Here is a 22,611-nt window from a genome sequence, read left to right as displayed (position 1 = left end):
ATAGTTTCACCACTATTTAATAATAGTAAAATGTATTTTATTACTGATTCACTTATCTATTACATTTATTCTTTGGAAGAATAGAATACTATATCTAGTTCTAGGAGGTGATTCTTATGTCGATTCTCTTACCTCAGCAGTTTTACTCTCTGGCTACCAATGTTGGTAAATCTTATTTTGAAAACTTGAACAATGGAGCAAATGCTACAATTACCGTTAATAACAACGGTCCGTTTCCGATCCTTCTTGTAGTTACACGTGTCAATGCTCCTGTTATCACTTATGAAATACCTCCAGTCAATAGCCTCACGCTGGAAGTTGCTTTGCTGTTGGCAGCGGCTCTCCAGACCACAGCTGCTGGTCCTGCTACGGGTTCAATTCAAATTGCTACTGCTGATTTCTAGTTTTAAAAACGACAATAGATAGATTTGAATGTAGAGCATGTGTATCATAACCCGTCGGGCATAGTGCCTGACGGGTTTGTTATTGTTTATTCGGCTGCTGACATCATGAAGAATCAAGAAGCCCCATGTATGAAGCAGTTCCGAACGTACTATAAGAATTAATCATATCTTTGACGTATATTGGCACATTTTGTATGCTTATTGAACAACTAGGGGGAGGGAGCGCAAAATAAACGGATCAGAAAATATGAGGAGTCTTTGCGATATTATTTAGAAGTTGTATGAGCTGATCAATAGTGAACGAAACCATACAAGTACTAGGCAAAATATTATACATACACATAGTCATATCATTTTGAAACAAAGGAGTTTTCGTATTGAGAAATATAGTAAAAAGAGTGCTATTTATCATGTGTTTGATTTTGGCTTCCGCTGGCACAGGTAGTTATGTACATGCCGACATGAATCAGACAATCCAAGTAATGGTGAATGGTCAGCTTTTAAACATGAACCAGCCAGCCGTTTATAAAAATGGCCGGGTAATGGTACCTATGCGTGCTGTCACTGAAGCTTTAAATGCTACTATTAAATTCCAGTCTGCTAAGAAGCCGATTGTGATCAAAAGCGGTTCCTTCGAGGTTTCTTTTACTTTGGGGCAAAAAACGGCCTATACGAACGGTAAGAAGCTTGCTCTTGAGGTTCCGCCGCAGAACATCAACAATACCATGATGGTGCCCATTCAGTTAATTTCCAAAGGAATGAATACAGATGTGGTATGGAAAGATGTGTGGAAGACCGTAGCTATCGAATCGAAGCATGCGGCTAGTGAGGTAGTTACAACGCAAGCTGAAGCATTACAAAAAGCTAAGTACCTGATAGATGGAGACAACAGCACAGCAAAAATCAAGGGGCAGGAGCTTCTAAGATACTATAGCGTTAATCTGGACGGTTACAATAACGGTGTGTACCTTGTTGATAAGTACAACGGTGAAGTGCTTTATTATTCTATTTCTGATGGAGCTTTTCAAAGTATATCTCGAAGTAATGCCCTTGAAGTTTTGGAAGCAAAGATAGAAGCTCAGTCACAGGAACTAACTATTGACGACAACGATGAGATTAAAATCATCAACGGGAACAAATACTACGCTTTTAATGTTGAAATAGGAGATGAAAAATATTTTAACTCTTATGTTGTTACCACTGTGTATGTCAGTGTAGATGGAGAAACTTTCCTCATGTTGAATAAAGACCATCAAGTTGTTGGTTTCTCTGACAAAGCTTTCTCAGAAAGTATGAATGCTGTTTCTTTGAGAGTAAAAGCTTTAGAAGTTCTTGATAAAAAAGTTAGATCCCTTCTTGGAAATGAACCTAATCTTATGGATGATGGTGAGGTTAAGACAATCAATAAGCAAAATTACTATGTTATCGAAGTGTGTTTTGTAGGGGCAAATAATCCCTATTATTATGTGACTACTGCGTATGTAAGTGCTGATGCTAAAAGCATCTATATGCTGACGAAGGACAATAAGGTTGTTCTGTTCTCGGACAAATTGTTTGTTCAATATATAAATGATGCTCTGGAGGGATGAACGCCGCTCTTGAATGGATATTTGATGTTTAGCTTATCCGCCTTGGTTTCGTGTGTTTGACCCAACGATATGATAACCCGCCGGGCTTTTTTGAGCTGGCGGGATTTCTTCGTCTTCTGGTCTGCTGACTTACAAATAATTCAAAAAAATCTATCGGCGGGCATACGCGGGAGGGATAAGGGATATTGAGAGTCAGAACAGAAAGGAGCGAGTAAAACGTAACGATCAATTATCATGAGGAAGCGGACCTATTTCGTAGTAAATAAGTAGTATACGGTAACTCTATTTCGGATTTATAATTAATGCATTGAATGAAAATAATGTCAGGCGGTGTTGTGTGTTGCCATGGGAGCCAATGCTTTTCATGTTCTTTTCGACTATTGAACTCATGTCTATTTATTATTTGATTATGTCGCTCTTTAGATTTAAGTGGAAACATCATGCTTGGCAAGCCTTGTTTGTTACTTTAATTATAAATTTGCAGAGCTATTTGGTGAGGAAAGAGCTTGATATGAGCAATATCGCACCTTTAATATTGATAGTAATATTCATATTGTTTTTTGCTGCAGTTGTTAGGATGCCCCTCATACTGTCCGTTATTGCAACTATATCAGGATATGCTATTTTTGCAGTCATACAAACTGTTATTGTACTTATCTTATTCGGTTCAATAGGAGCAATAGAAGGGGAAAAAAGCAATGGATACATATTACAAGTACTCACCTCCGTAGTTATTTGCTCCTTTTTTTGGCACTACTACAGAAAAGGCAAAGGCTTTACTTTTGACATAGAGAAACTTCGATTTAAATTAGAAGATATTTTTTTAACGACGATCATCATAATTTTCCTAATTGGAATGTCAATTCTTTTATACTACAACGAAATTTATTTGAATATATTGTTCTTTTTAGTGATCTCAATTTTCTTCATTTATTACTCTATTGGGAAGGAAAAAGAAAATGATTGATCGTATATCTGAGAGGATAGCCTACAACATAAAAAAAGTTGTTCCTGATCACCCCGCATCGCAAGCGGTTCTAAAGTATGCATTAGAGGTTGTGCTAAATATTGTTTTTATCATTGTCATTACACTTGCGATATCTTTGCTCACAGGTAATTTCTCTGAAGCTTCAACGATATTAGTTTCTTTTGCATTACTACGGCAATCGTCGGGCGGTGTTCACCTTAAGTCGGGTATAGCATGTGTCATATTTACTACGACGTTGTTTACTGCACTATCGTTTATTAACGTAAATTTATTAGTTGTACAGGTTATGAATGGAATCAGTTTTTTGATCATCTTGTGGTTAGCGCCTATTGGGATTGAAAAGCAGACTAGAATTCCCAAGCGTCACTATCCGAAGCTTAAAATAATCGGTCTGGTCTTGGTTGCTACAAATGTCATAATTTGTTCATCTGCTATAGCCGTGAGTTATTTTGCTCAATCTCTAAGTCTATTAATTGCCAGAAAGGAGGTGAAGTAAAAATGTTGAAAAAAGCGAATGTTCGAATCGTGTCTGGTTTGGCGACATGCTTATCGATGGTAGCGTTATTCATTGCAAATACAAACAGTGCGTTGTATGTGCATCAACCTGAGGTTCCAGAAGAACTACTTAAATAATACTGGAGTGGTCCGTTTGAGTATCATATCCGTGAATAAAGACCCAAAAGGCATTACCGGGTTGTTTTCTCTTGAAATACCTAAAATTAATTATATGGAATTTGAGAGAGACATATATAGGATACTCGTCCACACGATAGAAGGAGTTTACTATACAGTCGGCACATTGAAATACTGGCTAAGCACTCTAGAGGCATCGGGATATAACTTCGTGCTAGCAGTCAGAAACACATTGATTCATGTTTCTAATATCTTTCAAGTGGATAAGTCGTTTCATGTGGCCTACTTCGGGGAAAATTTATCAGGAGTCGAGCAAAAGTGTTTCCTTTCTGAAAAAGGATACAAAGAAGTCAGAAAAAATATTAATTTAACAACTACAAAAATCAATTTCATTGAGTTGCCTTTATGGTAACTCTTTTTTTCTAAAATAATCACTCAGGATAAAACATATAAATTGATTATCAATCGCATCAGACTTATAAAAACAACCACTCTGACATGAGTGGTTGTTTTTATAAGCGAAAAATTCCGTCCCCAATGCGAGTGGGGAATAGAAAAAGAAAAACTCCTTATAAAATAAGGAGTTTTACGTAGTGATGCAGTATAGGACGGATGGGGTTCGAACCCATGACCCCTACCCTGTCAAGATAGTGCTCTCCCGCTGAGCTACCGTCCTGCAACGAAATTTATAATACCACAGGATGTGAGGAGATGGCAATGTTTTTTTCACGGCATATGAATTTACTCACTTACAACTTGTTCCATAGTCTCTATGCTCGGATTAAATTAACTTTTGCGTAGGGAGTGATTCCATGGCGACCATTTTTAATGAACAGAATATCTCTTTTAAACAAAGGCAGTCTCCGGTTCCGGAATTTGCTTGGCACACCAGCGAGAAGCTGGCGGGGATGGTAGGGTCGAAGCATTTGATTTTTGATATCCGGTCATTGGACCCGGGCAAGTACTCGTATCCGTATCACTTTCATAGAAATGCTGAAGAGCTGTTTGTGATTATGGCGGGCAGTGCTATGTTAAGAACTCCCGCCGGGTTACAGGAAGTCCATGAGGGCGATACGATATTTTTCGAAACCGGTCCATCAGGTGCGCATCAGCTGTTCAATCATACGGAGACGCCTTGCCGCTATCTCGATTTACGGACGAATAACGGGTTGGATGTTGCGGAATACCCTGACTCCGGGAAAATCAATATTTTGCCGTATGAAGAGCTGTATGAAACGGAGGATAGGGTGGACTATTATAAAGGCGAACATTTGACCCGGGAGATATGGGCGCAATTGAACGCTCCGGGCAAGGGTGAGGAGAAGCGGGGAGAAGACGGTGGTGAGTGATTCTTTTGCCGGCGGACTTATGAATGCTTCTTTTATATAATAGAAGAAACTTTTGGAAGAAATATCAAGATATTCTATACATAGGTTAAAAACCAGAGATAATAGGAACGTCACATCCGGTAATCCACCAAAACTCTATCGGTTTTGCCGTCTAAGGAGATGCTTGTGAATGAAAGTTACTATACACGAGACGGGAATAAAGGAGGAAAATCTAACCTACGTCGTTATTATCGTAAGGCATAATGAGCAGTGGATATTAGCTCGGCAGCGTGGTCGTACCACATGGGAATTTGCAGGTGGACATATTGATGAGAATGAAACGCCTGATGAAGCAGCGGCAAGAGAACTGTATGAAGAGACAGGAGCGGAAGACTATACGTTATTTCCAATAAGTATTTATTCGGTTACCGGAGAGTCAATGCCGGATAGTTTCGGAAAGCTCTACCTGGCCACCGTTAATAAGTTCGGACAATTGCCGGCTTATGAAATGGAAGAAATATGCGGGTTCACGGAGGTACCGGAAGAGTTAACCTATCCGATGATCTATCCTGTATTGCTGTCCAAAGTCAATGAATTTGCTGAGCAGTGCAATATTCAACTATAAAGATCATGGGAGGTCAATAACATGGCTATGCCAACTCATATTGTGGCTGTCGGCGGGATCGTGGAGAATGAGCAGGGAGAAGTGCTTTTGGTCAAAACGTTTCATGGTGGCTGGGTGTTCCCTGGGGGGCAAGTAGAGGCCGGAGAGAATCTGATGGATGCACTCATCCGGGAGATCAAGGAAGAAAGCGGAATAGACACCGAGGTCTCTCACCTGATCGGAGTGTATTCGAATACCGGAATGTACAAATGGCATGACGGCATCACCGATGTTCCGACGAAAGTAATGCTGGATTATGTATGTAAGCCGGTGGGCGGAGAACTTGCCGTTTCAGAGGAAACGTCGGAAAGCTGCTGGGTGGCTAAGGAGCTTGTGCTGGACAAGATCACAAGCATGGCGATCCGCACGCGTTATCAGGCTTATTTGGATTTTGCAGGGATCGTATCCTACATGGCCTATGAGACCAAACCAGAGTTTGCCGTCTCGCTGAAACGGAAGATATAGAACCAGCGTGGCAATCCTGCTATTCTTCACTTCGATGGCTGCAGCTAGCCTTCATTTCTCGTTAAGGGTATGGATCAGGAAATCCATAAGAATTCCTGCGGCAAGAAAGGTTCCGAGGGGCAGCCACAATGAAAATCTGCGCATAAACAAACACCTCGCTTCGACTATTTACTATTAGACAACCTAAGGGGAAATTCAAATGACAGTCGAATACGGAAAACTCACCTTTTTGGAAATTAAAGAAAAAGCAGCGGAAGGTTATCTGGCAATTATTCCGACGGGCTGTACGGAGCAGCAGGGTCCACACTCCACCGTTGATTTTGATACCTGGCTGGCCACAGAGCTGTCCATTGAAGCAGCGCAGCAGGCCAAGCTGAAATACGGAGTCAAGTCCCTGGTGATACCGACAATTCCTTTTGGACCTACGCCGGAGCACCGCAGCTTTGGATACGGCTTTATCGATATTCCGCAGAAGCTGTATGAAGATGTAATATACGCTGTTCTGACTTCCCTGGTGGACCAAGGCTTTAGACAGCTGGTTATTTTTCGCGGCTGTGGCGGTCATTTGCTGGGCAATGTGGCAGTAAGGTTCAATCAGGAATATGAGGGGAAAGCCAAGGTCGATATTCCCCATCATCCGTTTCATGAGATCTGGTGCAGGCATGCTGATCCCGACATTCCGGGTGGTCATGCAGACAGCTTCACTACTTCGCTGGGACTTTATAAACATCCTGAGGATATTAGGGAAGCGCAGATCTTTAATCCTGGCAGCAGCGAGCCGGAATGGGATGATCCCAATCTGGATTTTGGCAAATATTCCACAACAGGCGTTATAGGTGACCCAACCCATGCCAGTAGGGATCTTGGCGAGAAGTTGTGGAAAGGTTCCGTTGAAGCCATTGCAGCAATGCTGCAGGAAATTGCTCTAGCTCAGTAAAAGTTGCACAAAAGTTTGTCCGCAGCAGTTGTGTCTATGACTGTTCGGGCACTTTTTTTATTCTGACGCTGCGGGGACGCGTAACGCGTAGGCTTGCACAATGATGAACATCCGTTTTAATGGATAACAATTAATGGAATTTTATTAAAATAGACGCCCTAACTCCCTGAAAGCTGCTGCTAGTGAAGAATCGGTAGATACGATCCGTGGATCGCTGGAGCTGGGTGTGACACTTTTTGATACAGCAGATCTTTATGGTGAGGAATACCTGCTGGGGCGGGCGCTTAAAGGCCGCAGGGATAAGGCTGTAATTGCGACCAAATTCGGGGTGACGCATACTCACTAAAAACCTTGAAGTCGTCTCCCTGATTGAAGCGATGGCTGTACAAAAAGGCTGCACGACTTCACAGCTTGCTCTGGCTTGGCTGTTGGCACAGGGCGACAGTGTTGTCCCGATCCAGGGGACAAAGCGGCTGGATAGAGTGAAGGAGAACCTTGGAGCGCTTCAGGTATCCCTGTCGGCGGAAGAGCTTGCTCAAATCGAAAATATCTCACCGAAGGGGGCAGTAGCCGGCGGGTGGTTTCCCGGCCAGAATTAACCTGGATAACCGGTAGAATTAGAGAAAGCATGAGGTATACAGTGGTCTTTTGCGGTACAGCCGTTTTTTTCTACAAGCCTTACGATATCAACCGGGCTATAGAAAAATCGGCTTTTTTCGAGAGACGGTACCAGTTATTGTGTTCCTGCATTGATAGTTTCAATGAATTCATAATCATAGTAGAACTGAGCCGCCGCTTCTGCTCCGAAATCGTTGTAAATGATCAGCCTCTTGTCGGGTAAATTCCAGTAATACCGTTGGAAATTGGCATCATTGCTATACTGCCCTACACCGTAGATGCCCGCGTATTTCTCCGACAGCTTCCGGACGAGTGCTGCTCTGGCCTCTTGATCCTGTATATAATAGATGTAACCGGCGCCGCCTAACTTGTGGTTCTGCTGTTCCGGGAACAAATAGTACACCCAAGCATCGTCAAACTCCGGTGACGGATATTTATATTGCAGAATCTTTAGAGCACCATCGCCGAGATCTTTGAAATCCAACGTTTCGCTTTCCCTAACCTCGGTAATGCTCATTCCCCAGTCGGCGCTCCGAAAGGAATGCTTCATTAGAAAAGAAGAAGAAGGCAGAAAAAGTAATATACATAAAATTGGAACTAGAGTTAGAGTTTTTCTCATAGTTTCACCTTTAATAGAATTGATATCATCCCGAATAAAAAGTTGCAACTTACAGGCGGAGGCTGCCTACTACATACTAAACTCATCCTCCGCCATATAGCCAGCAGGTGTAATAAGGATTAGTTACTTAGCATCTGGCTCTCCAGCCGGGCTGTTTCCTCTTCAATCCGTACAGTATCAATGCGTTCGAAGAGCAGCTTCAGTTCATTGATGGTTTGTCCTGCCGGAACAGAGGACTGCTGCCATCCAGCCTCATCAAGGGACAAGAAGGTGCGGAGCTCATCACAGGAAAAAGGAATGAACGGATTCAGCAGATTAGCCAGATTAGCAATGATCTGTACGCAGGTGTAGAGGGTATCTCCGCAGGCGTTGCGGTCTTCCTTGATCTGCAGCCAGGGTTTCTGTTCATCAAAGTATTTATTGGCTTGGCGAATATAACCAAAGATAAACTCCAGAGCCTCCTTAAAACGCCCGGATTCGATCAGCCTGCCGGCTTCAGCGTATAAGTTGTCGAAGTTCGCTCTCCACTTAGGCTCCAGTATTCCGTCCGGCACATAACCTCCGAAGGCTTTATTTATGAAGGCCAGGCTGCGGTTTACAAAATTGCCGAAGGCGCCGAGCAGCTCGCCATTATGGCTGTGGATGAACTCCCTCCAGGAGAAGTCGGTATCACGTTTCTCGGGGCCGTTTGCAATCAGGAAGTACCGGATTGAATCCGGCTGATAGCGGCTGAGAATATCCGGTACCCAGACCGCCCAGTTGCGGCTGGTAGAGAATTTTTGCCCTTCCAGTGTCATGTATTCGCAGGCAAACAGACGGTCAGGCAAATGCAGTCCGCCCGCTCCCAATAGTATACCCGGCCAAATCAGACTATGAAAAGGCACGTTGTCTTTCCCATGTACATAATAAGCGGTTGTCTTGCCATCCTCATCGATGCTGTCGCGATTCTCCAGCCAAAAATCCTCCCAGCGGTTTCCTGTCTCTGCGGCCCACTGCTTGCTGGCGGACAGATAGCCGCTGACCGCTTCGATCCATACGTAGATTTTTTTGCCGGTGAATCCGTCTACCGGCACATCCACGCCCCAATCGAGATCACGGGTAGCCGCGCGGTCTTGAAGTCCCTCTTGCAGATAACGCTGAGTCAACCGGACGGCATTATCCCTCCAGCCCTGAGATGATGCTGCATAGTCTGCCAGTTCCTTTTGAAAGCTTGAAAGAGAAAGATAGTAATGCTCTGTAGGCCGCAGCACCGGAGGGGTTCCGCAGATTTTACAGGATCTGTCCAGCAGATCGGACGGGTCGAGCAGGGTGGAGCAGTAATCGCACTGATCACCGCGTGCCTGCTGCCCGCAGACCGGACACGTTCCCTCCACGTACCGGTCGGGTAGAAACCGCTGATCCTGCTCGCAGTAGCACTGGAGTGTTGTCTTTTTGTACAGGTGCCCGTTGTCCAGAAGTTTAAGAAATACCTCACGAACGACCGTGTGGTGGGTTTCCTGATCTGTCCGCGTGTATAAATCGTAAGTAAAACCAAGCTTGCCGAAGCACTCCACAAATTCCTCATGATAGCGGTCGGCGAATTCGCCCGGCGTTACGCCCTCTTTGGCTGCCTGGACAGCAACCGGTGTTCCATGGCAATCGCTGCCGGACACATACAGCACCCGATCACCTTTAGCCCGGTGGTAGCGGGCCAGAATGTCACCGGGCAGAATGCTTGCCAGCCTTCCCAGATGCAGAGAGCCATTGGCGTAAGGCCACGCCCCTCCGATAAAGATATTGGACATTTTATCTCCTCCTAAAGTTTTGTGCGCATTACTCCCAGATTGTCCTTCGAACAAAACTCGCTTCGGAAGCATATGCTCAAGTTTTGTGAGCGCTACTCCCTGAATTCCCTTCCAACAAAACTCGCTCCAGAAGCATTTTTGGGCAACAAAAAAGACTCCCGTCCCCAAAAGGGACGAGAGCCTGTGCTCACGTGTTACCACCCAACTTCATCAATGCCTTGCGGCATTCACCTCTTCAGGTACGTCCGCTGTTCGCGGGTATACCCTAGCATGATAACGGATGCGGGTTCCGGCGCAGCCTACAACCCTCCTGGAGGGGTTCGATGCGCAGCTCAGAGACCATATTCCCTTGGATTTTCTTTGCTCCTTTTCAGCGGCCGGAGCTCTCTGTGAAAGATTGGCCAAGGTACTCTTTCTCTTCTTAGCTTTTGTGGTTATCCTAATTAATGGTTATCTTACGGGAGGAACGTGGTAGAAGTCAAGCGTTAAATGCAGTTTTTGAATCTGGATTCAACAAAGACCGCTGAACAGTTTAATAACCTCACGAATCGTCAAAGCTGTGTAGAGCAGAAGACGATAGGAGGGAAAAGATGCGCAGAATTAAGATATGGGAAGCGGTAGTGTGTTTAATGCTGCTTCTGACGGCAGTTGGGTGTGCTTCGTCCTATCAGGCGCCGAGTGTTGTGGAGATCCAGAGCATGACTGGCTTGGATGGAAAGCCTGAAGGTTTAGACAGCCCTTTATCGCCTGTATTGGAGGATGTATACGACCGCTCGATTTCCACTGAGGTCTATTCGGTCGAATAATGGCGCTCTTCACAGCGTAATGAAAATTCTGTATAATGGGTCAACTATCGTTTTTATATAAAGAGAGGAGACCTGTGGAAGTATGGCGGCGGAAATCGTACATGTAACGACAGATGAACAGCTCCAGATGGGACTGGACATCCGCAAAAAAGTATTTGTTGAAGAGCAAAAGGTACCGGAAGAAGAGGAAATTGATGAGTATGATGTAATCGGCGACAATGTGCATCATATCTTGCTGATGGATGAGGGTCTCCCGGTAGCTACCGGAAGATTGATTTATTATAAAGCAGGCACTGCGAAAATGCAGCGTATAGCAGTCGACAAAGACTACCGCAGCAAGGGATACGGGCGTATCCTGCTGTTGGCACTGGAGGAGCTTGCCCGTGAGCTGGGCCTCGAATCATCCATCCTTGATGGACAATGCCAGGCGGAAGACTTTTATAACAAGCTGGGGTATGAAGTGATCTCTCCAGAGCCATTCTATGATGCGGGTATTTTGCATGTGAGAATGCAGAAAACGCTGTAAACCTCAAAGTACATATTCTTTCGTTAGCAGGGCAAGCTAGAGTTGAGCCTAATGGCCAATCCAAGCGCGAAGGAGTAGATCCTAAGTGATGAACAATGAACGCGAACGGTTTACAGCGGCCCAAAGAAACGGTGACGGCGACCTGATGAAGTTCCAGACCTCTTCAGGACGAGTACTGGACTACCAGCAGGCGCTGCAGGAGGTTCTAGCGGGAAGTATAGCCGGAGTGAATGTGTTCAAAGGCAGAGATGGCGAACTATACATCCGTGGCGATGCGGATGGCGATCCCACGAATAATCTGGATCAGCTGCCGCAGTTCTAAAACTGCATAGATAAGAACAGCCGGACAGGCAGTGTCAGTTGACACTACCCATCCGGCTTTTTTTGCAGCTTCAAGGTTATAAACTGCGGTTAATAAAGATACGGGAAACTGAACCTCAAAGCTCATATATCTCATGCTGAACAAGAAACTCCATTTCTCCGGTCATCCCCTCAAATTCAGGCTTCCGGTCGCTGTAATGCATTAAATAGATTAACTTGCGTACATCATCAGGCAAAGACATCAGTTCCCGGAGTGTAGTATGAACCTTACCCGATCCGCTGAGCTCACAGTCGTGAAAAATCTTCCGGACGCCATGCTTGCGGACAAGCTTGATCAGCAGCTCAGGCTGGAAGGTCATATCGGCGCTGTAAAAGATATCATCATTCAGCAGCAGCGAGTAGCTGTCCCGGCCGCGAATATGCGGGGTGCGAATCAATTGCAGTGTGATTTCCGGGGAAAGGGTATAAGACTGACCTGGACGCAGGGCAGTTACATTGAACATTTCTTCGAGGGAATCTGCACGGCCTTCCTTTGAGTGAGCGCTCTTGCGGATGTGATTCCAAAGCGGTTTGAGCAGTGTCTCTGACAACAGCAGCTGCATTTTCCGGTTATTATACTGCATCAACTCCAGTGCCAGCTCGTCCAGTCCGCCGACATGATCATTATGGATATGTGTGATTAGCGTCGCGTTCACCTCACGGAACGATCTCCCTAATTGACGCATGGCGAGCGGGGCTGTAGCACCACAGTCTATGAGAAGCGAGAAGTTGCCATCCAGCAGCAGCCCGTTGTTATTATAGTAGTTATTGGAAAAAGCATCGCCCGTACCTATCATTTGCAGTTGTATTGTCATACCGAAAATCCTCCAGTTCTAATTGTTGCCAAAGCAGGTTAACGTTATATTTTCAATATAGTAACATTTTGATGACAGAAATGAAATTTTCATCTCACTTCGGCGCAACTTGTGTCACCCTTGGCAGTATATATTAACAGCATGAATTATTTGGAGGGTCTCTGCTTATGAGGTGGAAAAAAGTTGCTCTGTGCGTAGTTGTATTTTCCCTGATGGGAAGTTCATTATTGTTCGCGGACGCTGTAAATCAGAAAATCAGGGTATGGAGCAATGGGAAGGAAATGGCCGATGGCGGCTATTTGATTGATGGCAAGGCTTATATCCCGGCCAGGGAAGCTGGAGGCGTCGTGAACTGGGACGGTTCAGGCAAAGTGACCATTCTTAAGCCGAATGTACAGATTATTCTGTATAAGGGCGATGATGTATTTGGTAACGTGAATATCGGAAAACTCAAATTTAAGGTGTTGTCACAGGTGGACAGCTTGACAGATAGCATCGCAGCAGTAAAAGTAGCCATTACCGATCCATCGGGAAATGTGAAGGACATTCAGTCGCAGGAGCTGGGCGGTTCGAAAAAAGAAGATTTCTGGTTCTCCACCTCGGAGTTCACCTATGATTTTAAAGAGTCCGGGAAGTACCGTGTGGGCTTCTATATTAAAGCCTCCAAGAATGTAGATTACGTACTTGTGTCAGAGAAGGTAATCACTGCACTAGATTAGGTATTTTGCACCTCCCTCAAATTGACCTGAACTTATCATACGTGTTACGATACCAAATGTAGGATAATTCAATTCAAAGTGAGGTATTTCAATGAGCGATCACAAACATGAGCATGGCCATGAACATGGTGAAGCATGCGGTTGCGGACATGATCACGACCATGAGCACGAGGAGTTTGTGCTGACCTTGACGAACGAGCAGGGCGAAGATGTAGAAATGGTGCTGGTAGAAACGTTCGATGTGGGCGAGAAATTATACGCGCTGTTGCTGGAGCGCGAAAACCCTGAAGCGGATGGCATCATTCTGCGTATGGAAGAAGAAGATGAAGAAATGGTGCTTTACAACATTGAAGATGAAGCTGAATGGAAAGCCGTTGAAGAAGCTTACAACGAGCTGCTTGCCCAGCAAGAATAGATTTCAGTGTAGCACAGCCTGAGGTTGCATGAATTCAGCACTGAGGCTTGCATGCAAAAACCCGATACCTAAGTATCGGGTTTTTGTATGAATGCCTATGTTTTGCGGAAGGCTGGCCGATCAAGAGATCGGATCAGCTTCCACGACTACCTTGACAAAGTTGATGCTGCGGTCCTCCGGACCTTTGACCGGCAGCCCGATTTCCACATGGTCGATGATATAATCAATGTTATCCTGGGTAATTATTTCACCGGGGAGCAAAATCGGAATGCCCGGAGGATAAACATAGATGAATTCCGCAATGATATAACCTGCGGATTCGCGGAACGGAACTACCTGAGTATCCGCATAAAAGGCATCTCTTGGAATAAGGGCAAGCTGTGGAATTTCCGGCACCTGCACCTTAAGCTCATAGATCTCACCTTTGCTGTAATGGATGGCTGACAATACCCGCAGGGCGGAAAGCAGCTTATCTACGGAATCTTGGGTATCACCAGGCGTAATCAGGCAAAGAATATTATACATGTCGCTTAGTTCTACTTCGATGTTATACTTTTGGCGCAACCAGTTTTCTGTTTCATAACCGGTTATTCCCAAATGGCGGACATGAATGTTAAGCTTGGTTGGATCAATATTAAAGGTGGCCTCTGTGCCAAGAATCTCTCTGCCAAAGCTGTACAGACCGTCGATGTTGTTGATGGTCTCCCGGGCATAATTGGACAAGGCTATTGTTCTCTCGGCCATTTCATGGCCGTTCAGAGCCAGATTGCGTCTGGAAGTATCCAGTGACGCAAGCAAAATATATGAGGTGGAAGTTGTCGTCAGCATACTGAGAATCGTCTGTACCCGCTGCGGGTTGACCAGCCCGGTTTTGGCATTCACGTTAAGCACCGAGCTTTGCGTCATGGAGCCGCCCAGCTTGTGAACGCTGGTTGCCGCCATATCGGCACCGGCCTGCATGGCTGATACCGGAAGATCCTCATGAAAATGAATCAATACTCCATGTGCCTCGTCCACCAATACGGGAACCCCGTAGCTGTGGGCCAGGTCAACAATCGAACGCAGGTCAGCGCATACGCCAAAATACGTTGGATTGATTACTAGAACTCCTTTGGCGTCCGGATGGCGCCTTAATGCTCGTTCCAGCGAGCTGGTGGTAATGCCGTGGTCTATCCCAAGATTCTCATCCTGTACAGGTGAGACGAAAACAGGCTTGGCTCCGGAGAAAATAATTGCCGACATCACGGATTTGTGAATGTTCCGCGGCACAATTATTTTGTCTCCTTCTGAGCAGACAGAGAGGATCATAGTCATGATGGCATTGCTCGTGCCCTGTACGCTAAAATACGTATAGTCGGCGCCGAAAGCCTTCGCAGCCAGCTTCTGAGCTTCTTGTATTACGCCGGTAGGCTGATGAAGATCATCAAGCGGTGCGATATTGATCAAATCTATGGATAGAGCGTTATCGCCGATAAACTCACGGAATTCGGCATCGGTTCCTAGCCCCTTCTTATGCCCGGGAATATGAAATTGAACTGGGTTTCCAGCGGCATGCTTTTTGAGAGCAGTGAAGAGGGGAGTACGGTGTTGATCCATTTAATGCTGTCACAACCTTTCGCGAATAGTTTTTTTTCAAGCAAGCATCAGTATAACAAATCAATCAACATAATACTAGGATGTGATCTAATGTCTGGCAAAGTAGCACAACGTATGCATATCAGCTTGGCCTCGCCCTTCATTATGGAAATGTGGGCTATTATCTTTTTGGTGGAATTTGTGAAAGGCTCGCTGCTTGTCGCCCTCCTGCCTGTGTATATGGAGAATATCCTCGGCTTGTCGGTAACGGTGGTAGGCTTTGCTTTTGCCTTGCAATATCTGGGGGACAACCTCTTCCGCAGCCCGTTCGGCTGGGTGATGGAGCGTATCGGCTACCGCTGGACAATGACGGGCGCCCTGCTGCTGCTGGTAGTAGCGGTAGGAATGATTGTCTATGCCAAAGATGCGGTCAGTTTATCCATAGCCTGCCTGATTCTGGGCATTGGAACATCGCCGCTGTGGCCTTGCACAATGACAGGGATTACGGAGCTGGCCGGTTCTACGAAGAGCGGCAGCAGCGGTGCGGCGATGGGCGCAGTAGAGATGGCCTCGCTGGCCGGAACCGGGATCGGGCCGATCACCATGAATTTTCTGATGGATCATGGCGGTCAAGGCTACCGCACGGTATTTCTTGTGCTTATGGGATGTGCAGCTGCCGTTGCTGCCGTTGCCCTGCTGCTCCCGTCCAAAATTGGTGGCCATGCTCCCCATGTTGTGCGTGACATCCACAGTGAAGAAGCTCCTGTGGAACAGCGCAGGCCGTTTCAGCCGCTGCAGAGCCTCAAGCGGACGATGCACGCGGTTAGAAGCTCACTGAAGGTAAGCCGGCTTCTGTTCCCGGCATTATTTCTGCAGGCTTTTGCCATTGGCCTTATGACACCGGTAGTTACGTTGTTTGCCCATTCAGAGCTGCATGTCACGCCGAATCAGTTCAGTCTGCTGCTCATTGCCGGTGGGGGGATCACTGTGCTGGCGCTCATTCCCGCCGGGAAATTGGTGGACAGGATCGGGACTACAGTGTTTCTGAACATCGGATTTCTGCTGGCAGCCGGTTCACTGGCCTTCTTCTCCCAGGTGCGCTGGCTGCCGCTGGCCTTCTGCGCCGTTGCCCTGGTTGGTGTAAGTTATGCGCTTATTCTTCCGGCCTGGAACGCCTTTATTGCTTTCCAGGTGCCTAAGGGGGAGCGGGGCACCGTATGGGGCCTTTTCCTGACACTCCAAGGCTCCGGCATGGTAGCAGGCCCTGTACTGTCAGGCAGACTGTGGGATTCAGTCAGCCATAGTGCTCCTTTTCTGGCCAGCTCATTTGTGATGGTGCTGCTCTTCGGACTGCATCTGCTTATTGTCCATCGGACAAAATTAAAGACAGGAACTAGCTGAGCTGGGGTGGGTTTAAACCGATCGGTGACACCAAATAAGCCGCAGGCTGACGGAATGAATTCATCCGTCTGCCTGCGGCTTTATTGCAGCCATAGACTATGTATGTGTCTAGAAGGACATACGATACAGGGGCAGCAGCGTCTCGAAGGTCTGCCGAATAAGCTCAAGGAGCTTATCCTCATCCGACAGAATCGGATCATCCTTGTCGATCCGCAGACCGCAAGTAATCTCGGCTTTCTTGACTTCCTTCAGCTTACGCCCCTCAATTTGAAATACTGCAAAATCATCATGTGTAAATCCTTGAAATGGCATTATAGCGTCTCCTTGTTCAAAAGATAGATTAGCATGCATATAAGGATTGCTGAAATTGCTGCAGCTGCAGCATATTTCCATCTCAAAGCCTCTAAATCCAGTAAAAACAGCGGGAAGCGTTTGGGATTAGCAGGAAACGGGTAAAAATAGTCAATAAACCAAGTTACCGCTACATAAAATGAAGTATAAAATAAGAGTAAGACGAACGCAAAGTAAAGTATCGCAAGTGGAGGTCCGGCAGTCAATTTTACCTAGGAAAAAAGCTAATAAAGCTGGTTTTGCAGAAGCAAAGCTGTTAGGGGGGAGTGCCGTGAACAAAAACGACGAAGTGGAGTATTGCAATCTGGAGCTGCGGTTTGACCGACAGCATATACAGGATCTTATCAAGGACTTGATAAAGGATGGCTATTCCCTTTACTGGAGTGAGAATGAAAGTGTTTTTTTGATTTCGGTGCGCACCGGCCGCAAGCTGGTAAAGCTCCGCTTCCAGCGGATTAAGGATGGCTACAAGCTGGTGGGCGATTATATGATCCGTGATGCGCGCCTGTCCGAATGGATGGAGAAGCTGATTGGCGATATGCGCGGGCATGCCGTAGTCAAACGTTTCCGCGACCGCCAGATTATCATTGAGAATATTTTATTTGGTGAAGTGATCCGTCTGGTGGAAATTTCAGGGTATCAGCAGCGTGTCCTGTATCAGAAAGGGCCGATGCTCACGGATCAGGAGCTGACAAAGCTTTTTTACTCCGGTGAAGGAGAAGAACGGATCCGCCAGCGGAGGATTGAGGTTGATGAACAGCTGGACCGGTTGAATGAGGCCCTTCGCAGTGAAGACGCTGCACTTGCAGAGTCCTGTATGGCGGAGCTCAGCTTTTTGCAGCGGGAGCTAAATATGCTTGAATGGTAACAACGATCGGCTTCATTTGGTTAAGGGCATCCCTCAGCAGGGGTGCCCTTAACTTTGTATTTCAACTTGTGGACAGGGGTTCACTTCTGGCGGTAAAAACGTTAAAATAGTCATTGTGAGCAATTTCCTGCAACTTAAGGACTTTGTCAATGAAATTGCTCTCTATTTCGCAGGCGGAACTTTGCTGTATCTGACAAAGGGTGGTATTCTTATACTGCGAGAAATGGATTTCACAAAAATATAGGATGCAAAGGGTGGAGGACCAGATGGCAAAACAACAAATCGGCGTTATTGGCTTAGCGGTAATGGGTAAAAATTTGGCTCTTAACATCGAGAGCAGAGGCTTTACCGTATCGGTATTCAACCGTTCCCCGGAGAAGACACATGATCTTATTGCCGAAGCGGAAGGCAAAAATCTGGTGGGTACTTTTTCCATTGAAGAGTTTGTAGAGTCACTCGAAGTACCGCGCAAAATTCTGATCATGGTTCAGGCAGGTAAAGCTACCGATGCCACAATTGAGCAGCTTTTGCCGCATCTTGACCAAGGCGATATTATTATCGACGGCGGTAACGCTTATTTCCCTGATACGGTTCGCCGCAGCAAAGAACTGGAAGAAAAAGGCTTCCGTTTCATCGGTACCGGAGTTTCCGGCGGTGAAGAAGGCGCGCTTAAAGGACCTTCCATTATGCCAGGCGGTCAAGAAAGTGCATATAAGCTTGTTGAACCTATCCTTACGGCAATTTCGGCCAAAGTGGACGGAGAGCCTTGCTGTACATATATCGGACCGGACGGTGCAGGACACTATGTGAAAATGGTGCACAACGGCATCGAGTACGGCGACATGCAGCTGATCTGCGAAGCTTACCAGCTTTTGAAGGATGTGCTTGGTCTGGATGCCAAAGAACTGCACAGCATCTTCAAAGAGTGGAACAGCGGCGAGCTTGACAGCTATCTGATCGAAATCACAACGGATATTTTTGCACAATATGATGAAGAAACCGGCAAACCGATGGTTGACGTTATCCTCGATGCCGCCGGCCAAAAGGGAACAGGCAAATGGACAAGCCAGAGCTCGCTCGATCTTGGCGTGCCGCTGTCCATGATCACCGAATCCGTATTCTCCCGCTTCCTGTCTGCAATGAAGGATGAGCGTGTAGAAGCCAGCAAAGTGCTGAGCGGACCGGAAACCGAGCCTTTCCAAGGGGACAAAGCAGAATTTATCGAAAATGTGCGCAAAGCGTTGTTCGCGAGCAAAATCGTATCCTATGCGCAAGGTTTTGCGCAGCTGCGCGTAGCTTCCGACGAATACGGCTGGGATCTGAAATACGGCAGTCTGGCCAAAATCTGGCGCGGCGGCTGCATTATCCGCTCCCGTTTCCTCCAGAATATCACCGATGCCTATGAAACCAATCCAGAGCTGAAGAACCTGCTCTTGGATCCGTTCTTCAAAGACATCATGGGTTCGTACCAATCCGCATGGCGTAAGGTTGTTGCCGCTGCTGTAACTCAAGGGGTTCCGGTTCCGGGATTCGCAAGTGCATTGGCCTACTATGACAGCTACCGTACGGAACGCCTGCCTGCGAATCTGCTGCAAGCACAGCGTGACTACTTCGGCGCCCATACTTTCCAACGTGTGGACAAGGAAGGCGTCTTCCACCACAACTGGCTAGCTGAATAGGTTATTTGGCTCAGCTGCAAACAGCGGCCCGAACGGCTTCCCGCACCCGGGAGGCTTTCGGGCCTTTTTTTTCGGAATCTGCAGGACGGGAATCGCATTGTGCAAAGTTTTCACCCTGTGTTATGATATGACAAATGTCGCGGTTGGAGGGTAGTCATGACTGGGGAGTTAGAACAACAACAGAGTTTCAATACCTTGCATAAAAATATTATCCTTGTAGGAATGATGGCCACGGGCAAGTCAACAGTGGGTGCCATGCTGGCGGAGGAACTGGGCTTTGAACTGGTTGATTTGGATCATGTCATTATAGAGAGTGAAGGCCGGAGCATTGCCGATATTTTTGCCGATGGCGGTGAAACGTATTTCCGGAAGGTTGAAACTGCAGTACTTCAGCGGATGCTTGAAGGAGAGGGCAGAATTATTTCGACAGGCGGAGGTGCAGCACTGGCTCCAGGGAATGCCGAGATGATGTTGGAAAAAGGGCTTGTTGTGGCGCTTACGGCCACGGAAGAAGTCATCTTATCCCGCGTCAGCGGAGATCAGAACCGGCCGCTGCTCGCTGGCAACGCGCAGGAAAGGGTCCGCACCATCATGGAGCAGCGCCGGGAGGCTTACCGTTTCGCGCATTGCACAGTCGATACTTCGGAGCTGAGTGCGGCAGAAGTGTCGCAGCATATTTTAATGCATTACCGCGGTTGAGCTTTTAAGTATACTTGTGTGCGGCTTACGCCTCTGCACTTTCATTCCATTCAATCATTCCGCCGCTGAGGTTGGAGCCTTTGAAGCCGAACTGCTGCAGATATTCGCAGACACGCTGGCTGCGGGCACCTGAGCGGCAAATGAAGACGATTTCGGTTTCTGCCGGGAGATCTTCCTTGCGCTGTGGGATCTCGCCCATTGGGATATGCTGAGCGCCGGGAATCATCCCAAAGGCGACTTCATCATCTTCACGTACGTCTATCAATACAAGGTCTTCGCCTGTCTCCAGACGCTTCCGCAATTCCTGCGGTGTAATTTGGGGGATCTCATTCATGGTTGTGACCTCTTTTCTATCGGAAGATTGGTTTAATGATAACACAAGTGGAGAATAGCCTGTCAAACGAAGCACTATATATCAACTACATTAACTAAGGAGCGCTTATATCATGGACGTTATTGTTAGGCCGACGCCAGCTTTGCAAGGAGAATTTGGAGCTTTGTCTTCCAAAAATTACACTACACGCTACCTGCTCGTTGCCGCTCTGTCCGAGGGCGTCAGCACGATCTACTATCCTGCACATAGTGAGGACAGTGATGCGATCCGCAGATGTATCGCCGATCTTGGAGCGGTTCTTACGGAGGATGAAGAGAAGATTGTCATTCAAGGCTTTGGCCGGCATCCCCGTGACGTCAAGGAACTTAATGTAGGGAATGCCGGGGCCGTCCTGCGCTTTCTGATGGCTGTAGCTGCGCTGAGCCCGGAGGTGACTTTCGTGAACACGTACCCGGATTCTCTGGGCAAACGCCCGCATGACGATCTCATTGCAGCGCTCGGCCAGATTGGTGTTCAAGTGGAGCATAATAATGGAAGACTTCCGATTACCATTCGCGGCGGCAAGCCGGTTGGCGGCAGGATTACCGTCTCCGGTGCAGTAAGCTCACAGTATCTTAGTGCACTGCTCTTCCTGACGCCGCTGCTTGAAGAGGACAGCGAGATCATCGTACTGGATGATCTGAAGTCGAAGGTTGTTGTCGGCCAGACGCTGGAGGTGCTGGAGCAGGCAGGAATCGTAGTTCATGCTGCTGACGATTATATGTCCTTTAAGGTGCCGGGGCGCCAGGCGTATGCGGCCAAATCTTACACTGTGCAGGGGGATTATCCGGGATCTGCGGCTGTACTTGCGGCAGCGGCTGTCACCCAATCGGATGTGAAAATTCACCGGCTTGCCGAGAAGAGCAAGCAAGGGGAACGGGCAATTGTGGATGTGCTGCGTATGATGGAAGTACCGCTTACTCACGAAGACGGCACAGTACATGTACAGGGAAACGGCATTCTAAAGGCTGTGGAATTCGACGGCGATGCGGCAACCGATGCCGTGCTGGCGATGGTGGCGGCGGCGGTATTTGCTGAAGGGACCTCACGTTTCTACAACGTGGAGAATCTGCGTTACAAGGAATGCGACCGGATTACCGACTATCTGACGGAGCTGGCCCGTGCCGGAGCTAAGGTTGAGGAACGCCGCGACGAGATCATCGTGCATGGCATGCCTGAGGGTGTCGAAGGTGGAGTAACAATCAATGCGCATTATGATCACCGGGTAATCATGGCACTGACGGTAGTGGGCCTTCGTGCCCGCAAGCCGCTGCTGATTAAGGACGCCCATCATGTCGCCAAGTCCTATCCGCAATATTTCGACCACCTGCGCGCGCTTGGAGCAAATGTGGAGTGGGTACAATAACAATAAAGGATGCTGATCCAGGCGAAGTCGGCTTATAATAGGAAGTTTTGGTTTCACCTGCTGATTCGGCACTAAAGCGAAAGGGGTAACAAACATGAGCTTTGAGAACCCGACCCGGGAGCAAATCGGTGATATTCTTGCTTCCGCAGGTAATATTGCTGTTGTAGGCCTTTCTGACAAATCGGACCGTACCTCCTATATGGTGGCTTATGCGATGCAGAGCCGCGGATACCGGATTATTCCGGTTAATCCTACAGTAGACGGTGAGATTCTAGGGGAGAAATGCTACCATACGCTGGCTGAAATACCGGAGCCGGTGGACATTGTCAATGTGTTCCGCCGCAGCGAATACTGCGCCGAAGTGGCGCAGGAGGCAGCTGATATCGGCGCACATGTGCTGTGGCTCCAGCAGGGCATTATCAGCAAGGAGGCTGCTGACATCGCCGCAGAGCATGGCATGACGGCAATCATGGACCGCTGCATCAAGGTCGAGGAAGCGATCACGATGCACGGGCGCAGCCGGCAGTAGTATTCAGGGGGAGTCCGGGGAGAATCCAGTACTTTCGTAATTCTGGAACCCCGGAACCCCGGAACCCTTTAGCCTAGGTGGGGAAGGAAGGGTACATAGC

Annotated in this window: 29 protein-coding genes, 1 tRNA gene and 1 other annotated feature; of the genes, 23 read left to right on the top strand and 7 right to left on the bottom strand. The window is 47.2% G+C overall.

What is annotated here, in order from left to right; genetic code table 11:
• Positions 1-116 precede the first annotated feature (116 nt).
• The 6 genes from NYE29_RS30745 (at position 117) to NYE29_RS30720 (ending at position 4,026) form a co-directional block, all read left to right on the top strand.
• Positions 117-404: a hypothetical protein gene (locus NYE29_RS30745; RefSeq protein WP_076112099.1), complete on the top strand. Its 288-nt coding sequence runs from the start codon at positions 117-119 to the stop codon at positions 402-404.
• Between the two features lie 377 nt (positions 405-781).
• Entirely contained in the window at positions 782-1,993 is a 1,212-nt protein-coding gene (locus NYE29_RS30740; RefSeq protein WP_340898854.1) for a copper amine oxidase N-terminal domain-containing protein, read from the top strand.
• Positions 1,994-2,330: 337 nt separating this feature from the next.
• A complete protein-coding gene (locus tag NYE29_RS30735) occupies positions 2,331-2,960 on the top strand; it encodes a hypothetical protein (RefSeq protein WP_340898852.1) in 630 nt (209 codons plus the stop codon).
• Positions 2,953-3,477 (top strand): accessory gene regulator ArgB-like protein, encoded by a 525-nt coding sequence (locus tag NYE29_RS30730; RefSeq protein WP_340898851.1) that lies wholly within the window; start codon positions 2,953-2,955, stop codon positions 3,475-3,477. The genes NYE29_RS30735 and NYE29_RS30730 overlap by 8 nt, the downstream gene beginning before the upstream one ends.
• Before the next feature lie 2 nt (positions 3,478-3,479).
• Positions 3,480-3,614: a cyclic lactone autoinducer peptide gene (locus tag NYE29_RS30725; RefSeq protein WP_081965804.1), complete on the top strand. Its 135-nt coding sequence runs from the start codon at positions 3,480-3,482 to the stop codon at positions 3,612-3,614.
• Between the two features lie 16 nt (positions 3,615-3,630).
• Positions 3,631-4,026, top strand: coding sequence for a LytTR family transcriptional regulator DNA-binding domain-containing protein (locus NYE29_RS30720; protein ID WP_340898849.1), 396 nt, complete (start codon positions 3,631-3,633; stop codon positions 4,024-4,026).
• A gap of 192 nt (positions 4,027-4,218) precedes the next feature.
• Here the strand turns inward: NYE29_RS30720 and NYE29_RS30715 are convergent.
• Positions 4,219-4,290: transfer RNA gene (locus NYE29_RS30715), tRNA-Val, on the bottom strand.
• 136 nt (positions 4,291-4,426) lie between these two features.
• Here NYE29_RS30715 and NYE29_RS30710 point away from each other — a divergent pair.
• The 6 genes from NYE29_RS30710 to NYE29_RS30685 all read left to right on the top strand — a co-directional run bounded on the left by NYE29_RS30710 (position 4,427) and on the right by NYE29_RS30685 (position 7,607).
• The gene (locus NYE29_RS30710) at positions 4,427-4,963 is read left to right on the top strand and encodes a cupin domain-containing protein (RefSeq protein WP_340898848.1); all 537 of its coding nucleotides are present in this window, start codon (positions 4,427-4,429) and stop codon (positions 4,961-4,963) included.
• Between the two features lie 169 nt (positions 4,964-5,132).
• Positions 5,133-5,567 (top strand): NUDIX hydrolase, encoded by a 435-nt coding sequence (locus tag NYE29_RS30705; RefSeq protein WP_076112090.1) that lies wholly within the window; start codon positions 5,133-5,135, stop codon positions 5,565-5,567.
• Between the two features lie 21 nt (positions 5,568-5,588).
• Entirely contained in the window at positions 5,589-6,071 is a 483-nt protein-coding gene (locus tag NYE29_RS30700) for an NUDIX hydrolase (RefSeq protein ID WP_076112089.1), read from the top strand.
• 199 nt (positions 6,072-6,270) lie between these two features.
• Entirely contained in the window at positions 6,271-7,008 is a 738-nt protein-coding gene (locus tag NYE29_RS30695) for a creatininase family protein (protein WP_340898847.1), read from the top strand.
• A 166-nt stretch (positions 7,009-7,174) separates the two neighbouring features.
• Complete coding sequence (locus NYE29_RS30690; protein WP_445322227.1) at positions 7,175-7,354, top strand: aldo/keto reductase; 180 nt, start codon at positions 7,175-7,177, stop codon at positions 7,352-7,354.
• A gap of 31 nt (positions 7,355-7,385) precedes the next feature.
• The gene (locus tag NYE29_RS30685; RefSeq protein ID WP_340898846.1) at positions 7,386-7,607 is read left to right on the top strand and encodes an aldo/keto reductase; all 222 of its coding nucleotides are present in this window, start codon (positions 7,386-7,388) and stop codon (positions 7,605-7,607) included.
• Positions 7,608-7,741: 134 nt separating this feature from the next.
• On the opposite strand, the gene NYE29_RS30680 is transcribed toward NYE29_RS30685, so the two are convergent.
• Entirely contained in the window at positions 7,742-8,143 is a 402-nt protein-coding gene (locus NYE29_RS30680; protein ID WP_340898845.1) for a hypothetical protein, read from the bottom strand.
• A 221-nt stretch (positions 8,144-8,364) separates the two neighbouring features.
• Positions 8,365-10,029: a methionine--tRNA ligase gene (gene metG / locus NYE29_RS30675; protein ID WP_340898844.1), complete on the bottom strand. Its 1,665-nt coding sequence runs from the start codon at positions 10,027-10,029 to the stop codon at positions 8,365-8,367.
• A gap of 166 nt (positions 10,030-10,195) precedes the next feature.
• Positions 10,196-10,461: a binding site (T-box leader), on the bottom strand.
• 158 nt (positions 10,462-10,619) lie between these two features.
• On the opposite strand from metG, the gene NYE29_RS30670 reads away from it, so the two are divergent.
• The 3 genes from NYE29_RS30670 to NYE29_RS30660 all read left to right on the top strand — a co-directional run bounded on the left by NYE29_RS30670 (position 10,620) and on the right by NYE29_RS30660 (position 11,683).
• Positions 10,620-10,835: a hypothetical protein gene (locus NYE29_RS30670; RefSeq protein WP_038590399.1), complete on the top strand. Its 216-nt coding sequence runs from the start codon at positions 10,620-10,622 to the stop codon at positions 10,833-10,835.
• Between the two features lie 82 nt (positions 10,836-10,917).
• Complete coding sequence (locus NYE29_RS30665) at positions 10,918-11,361, top strand: GNAT family N-acetyltransferase (RefSeq protein WP_076112079.1); 444 nt, start codon at positions 10,918-10,920, stop codon at positions 11,359-11,361.
• Positions 11,362-11,446: 85 nt separating this feature from the next.
• Positions 11,447-11,683, top strand: a complete 237-nt coding sequence (locus NYE29_RS30660; RefSeq protein ID WP_340898843.1) for a DUF3892 domain-containing protein — start codon at positions 11,447-11,449, stop codon at positions 11,681-11,683.
• 115 nt (positions 11,684-11,798) lie between these two features.
• On the opposite strand, the gene NYE29_RS30655 is transcribed toward NYE29_RS30660, so the two are convergent.
• The gene (locus NYE29_RS30655; protein ID WP_340898842.1) at positions 11,799-12,536 is read right to left on the bottom strand and encodes an MBL fold metallo-hydrolase; all 738 of its coding nucleotides are present in this window, start codon (positions 12,534-12,536) and stop codon (positions 11,799-11,801) included.
• Between the two features lie 167 nt (positions 12,537-12,703).
• Between NYE29_RS30655 and NYE29_RS30650 the strand changes: the two genes are divergently transcribed.
• On the top strand, positions 12,704-13,255 hold the full coding sequence (locus NYE29_RS30650) for a copper amine oxidase (protein WP_038590410.1): 552 nt from the start codon (positions 12,704-12,706) through the stop codon (positions 13,253-13,255).
• Positions 13,256-13,346: 91 nt separating this feature from the next.
• The gene (locus tag NYE29_RS30645) at positions 13,347-13,670 is read left to right on the top strand and encodes a DUF1292 domain-containing protein (RefSeq protein ID WP_019911532.1); all 324 of its coding nucleotides are present in this window, start codon (positions 13,347-13,349) and stop codon (positions 13,668-13,670) included.
• A 120-nt stretch (positions 13,671-13,790) separates the two neighbouring features.
• Here NYE29_RS30645 and NYE29_RS30640 read toward each other — a convergent pair whose 3' ends face one another.
• Complete coding sequence (locus NYE29_RS30640; RefSeq protein WP_076112074.1) at positions 13,791-15,266, bottom strand: aminotransferase class I/II-fold pyridoxal phosphate-dependent enzyme; 1,476 nt, start codon at positions 15,264-15,266, stop codon at positions 13,791-13,793.
• Positions 15,267-15,356: 90 nt separating this feature from the next.
• Here NYE29_RS30640 and NYE29_RS30635 point away from each other — a divergent pair, with 90 nt between their 5' ends.
• A complete protein-coding gene (locus NYE29_RS30635) occupies positions 15,357-16,646 on the top strand; it encodes an MFS transporter (protein WP_076112072.1) in 1,290 nt (429 codons plus the stop codon).
• Between the two features lie 108 nt (positions 16,647-16,754).
• Here NYE29_RS30635 and NYE29_RS30630 read toward each other — a convergent pair whose 3' ends face one another.
• Positions 16,755-16,958 (bottom strand): DUF1054 family protein, encoded by a 204-nt coding sequence (locus NYE29_RS30630; RefSeq protein ID WP_340898841.1) that lies wholly within the window; start codon positions 16,956-16,958, stop codon positions 16,755-16,757.
• Positions 16,959-17,268: 310 nt separating this feature from the next.
• Here NYE29_RS30630 and NYE29_RS30625 point away from each other — a divergent pair, with 310 nt between their 5' ends.
• The 3 genes from NYE29_RS30625 (at position 17,269) to NYE29_RS30615 (ending at position 20,243) form a co-directional block, all read left to right on the top strand.
• Positions 17,269-17,865, top strand: a complete 597-nt coding sequence (locus NYE29_RS30625; RefSeq protein ID WP_076112069.1) for a hypothetical protein — start codon at positions 17,269-17,271, stop codon at positions 17,863-17,865.
• 266 nt (positions 17,866-18,131) lie between these two features.
• A complete protein-coding gene (gndA, locus tag NYE29_RS30620) occupies positions 18,132-19,544 on the top strand; it encodes an NADP-dependent phosphogluconate dehydrogenase (RefSeq protein WP_038590418.1) in 1,413 nt (470 codons plus the stop codon).
• Between the two features lie 156 nt (positions 19,545-19,700).
• Positions 19,701-20,243, top strand: a complete 543-nt coding sequence (locus NYE29_RS30615; RefSeq protein ID WP_038590433.1) for a shikimate kinase — start codon at positions 19,701-19,703, stop codon at positions 20,241-20,243.
• A gap of 25 nt (positions 20,244-20,268) precedes the next feature.
• On the opposite strand, the gene NYE29_RS30610 is transcribed toward NYE29_RS30615, so the two are convergent.
• The gene (locus tag NYE29_RS30610) at positions 20,269-20,577 is read right to left on the bottom strand and encodes a rhodanese-like domain-containing protein (RefSeq protein ID WP_076112067.1); all 309 of its coding nucleotides are present in this window, start codon (positions 20,575-20,577) and stop codon (positions 20,269-20,271) included.
• A gap of 112 nt (positions 20,578-20,689) precedes the next feature.
• Between NYE29_RS30610 and aroA the strand changes: the two genes are divergently transcribed.
• Positions 20,690-21,982, top strand: coding sequence for a 3-phosphoshikimate 1-carboxyvinyltransferase (gene aroA / locus NYE29_RS30605; protein ID WP_340898840.1), 1,293 nt, complete (start codon positions 20,690-20,692; stop codon positions 21,980-21,982).
• 94 nt (positions 21,983-22,076) lie between these two features.
• Complete coding sequence (locus tag NYE29_RS30600) at positions 22,077-22,511, top strand: CoA-binding protein (protein ID WP_340898839.1); 435 nt, start codon at positions 22,077-22,079, stop codon at positions 22,509-22,511.
• Positions 22,512-22,611: the final 100 nt, after the last annotated feature.

The organism is Paenibacillus sp. FSL M7-1046 (assembly GCF_038007405.1).
Taxonomy (GTDB): Bacteria; Bacillota; Bacilli; order Paenibacillales; family Paenibacillaceae; genus Paenibacillus_AQ.
The sequence above is the reverse complement of the archived record's forward strand: the minus strand, read 5'-3'. Positions and strand labels throughout refer to the sequence as shown.

Bases quoted from the DNA above. Each gene is read 5' to 3' on its own strand.
- NYE29_RS30705 (WP_076112090.1), top strand. From the start codon at position 5,133: ATGAAAGTTACTATACACGAGACGGGAATAAAGGAGGAAAATCTAACC.
- NYE29_RS30695 (WP_340898847.1), top strand. From the start codon at position 6,271: ATGACAGTCGAATACGGAAAACTCACCTTTTTGGAAATTAAAGAAAAA.
- NYE29_RS30630 (WP_340898841.1), bottom strand. From the start codon at position 16,958: ATGCCATTTCAAGGATTTACACATGATGATTTTGCAGTATTTCAAATT.
- NYE29_RS30700 (WP_076112089.1), top strand. From the start codon at position 5,589: ATGGCTATGCCAACTCATATTGTGGCTGTCGGCGGGATCGTGGAGAAT.
- NYE29_RS30615 (WP_038590433.1), top strand. From the start codon at position 19,701: ATGACTGGGGAGTTAGAACAACAACAGAGTTTCAATACCTTGCATAAA.
- NYE29_RS30665 (WP_076112079.1), top strand. From the start codon at position 10,918: ATGGCGGCGGAAATCGTACATGTAACGACAGATGAACAGCTCCAGATG.
- NYE29_RS30725 (WP_081965804.1), top strand. From the start codon at position 3,480: ATGTTGAAAAAAGCGAATGTTCGAATCGTGTCTGGTTTGGCGACATGC.
- NYE29_RS30670 (WP_038590399.1), top strand. From the start codon at position 10,620: ATGCGCAGAATTAAGATATGGGAAGCGGTAGTGTGTTTAATGCTGCTT.
- NYE29_RS30680 (WP_340898845.1), bottom strand. From the start codon at position 8,143: ATGAGCATTACCGAGGTTAGGGAAAGCGAAACGTTGGATTTCAAAGAT.
- NYE29_RS30645 (WP_019911532.1), top strand. From the start codon at position 13,347: ATGAGCGATCACAAACATGAGCATGGCCATGAACATGGTGAAGCATGC.
- NYE29_RS30650 (WP_038590410.1), top strand. From the start codon at position 12,704: ATGAGGTGGAAAAAAGTTGCTCTGTGCGTAGTTGTATTTTCCCTGATG.
- NYE29_RS30610 (WP_076112067.1), bottom strand. From the start codon at position 20,577: ATGAATGAGATCCCCCAAATTACACCGCAGGAATTGCGGAAGCGTCTG.
- NYE29_RS30730 (WP_340898851.1), top strand. From the start codon at position 2,953: ATGATTGATCGTATATCTGAGAGGATAGCCTACAACATAAAAAAAGTT.
- NYE29_RS30745 (WP_076112099.1), top strand. From the start codon at position 117: ATGTCGATTCTCTTACCTCAGCAGTTTTACTCTCTGGCTACCAATGTT.
- aroA (WP_340898840.1), top strand. From the start codon at position 20,690: ATGGACGTTATTGTTAGGCCGACGCCAGCTTTGCAAGGAGAATTTGGA.
- NYE29_RS30655 (WP_340898842.1), bottom strand. From the start codon at position 12,536: ATGACAATACAACTGCAAATGATAGGTACGGGCGATGCTTTTTCCAAT.
- NYE29_RS30635 (WP_076112072.1), top strand. From the start codon at position 15,357: ATGTCTGGCAAAGTAGCACAACGTATGCATATCAGCTTGGCCTCGCCC.
- metG (WP_340898844.1), bottom strand. From the start codon at position 10,029: ATGTCCAATATCTTTATCGGAGGGGCGTGGCCTTACGCCAATGGCTCT.
- NYE29_RS30640 (WP_076112074.1), bottom strand. From the start codon at position 15,266: ATGGATCAACACCGTACTCCCCTCTTCACTGCTCTCAAAAAGCATGCC.
- NYE29_RS30600 (WP_340898839.1), top strand. From the start codon at position 22,077: ATGAGCTTTGAGAACCCGACCCGGGAGCAAATCGGTGATATTCTTGCT.
- NYE29_RS30710 (WP_340898848.1), top strand. From the start codon at position 4,427: ATGGCGACCATTTTTAATGAACAGAATATCTCTTTTAAACAAAGGCAG.
- NYE29_RS30685 (WP_340898846.1), top strand. From the start codon at position 7,386: ATGGCTGTACAAAAAGGCTGCACGACTTCACAGCTTGCTCTGGCTTGG.
- gndA (WP_038590418.1), top strand. From the start codon at position 18,132: ATGGCAAAACAACAAATCGGCGTTATTGGCTTAGCGGTAATGGGTAAA.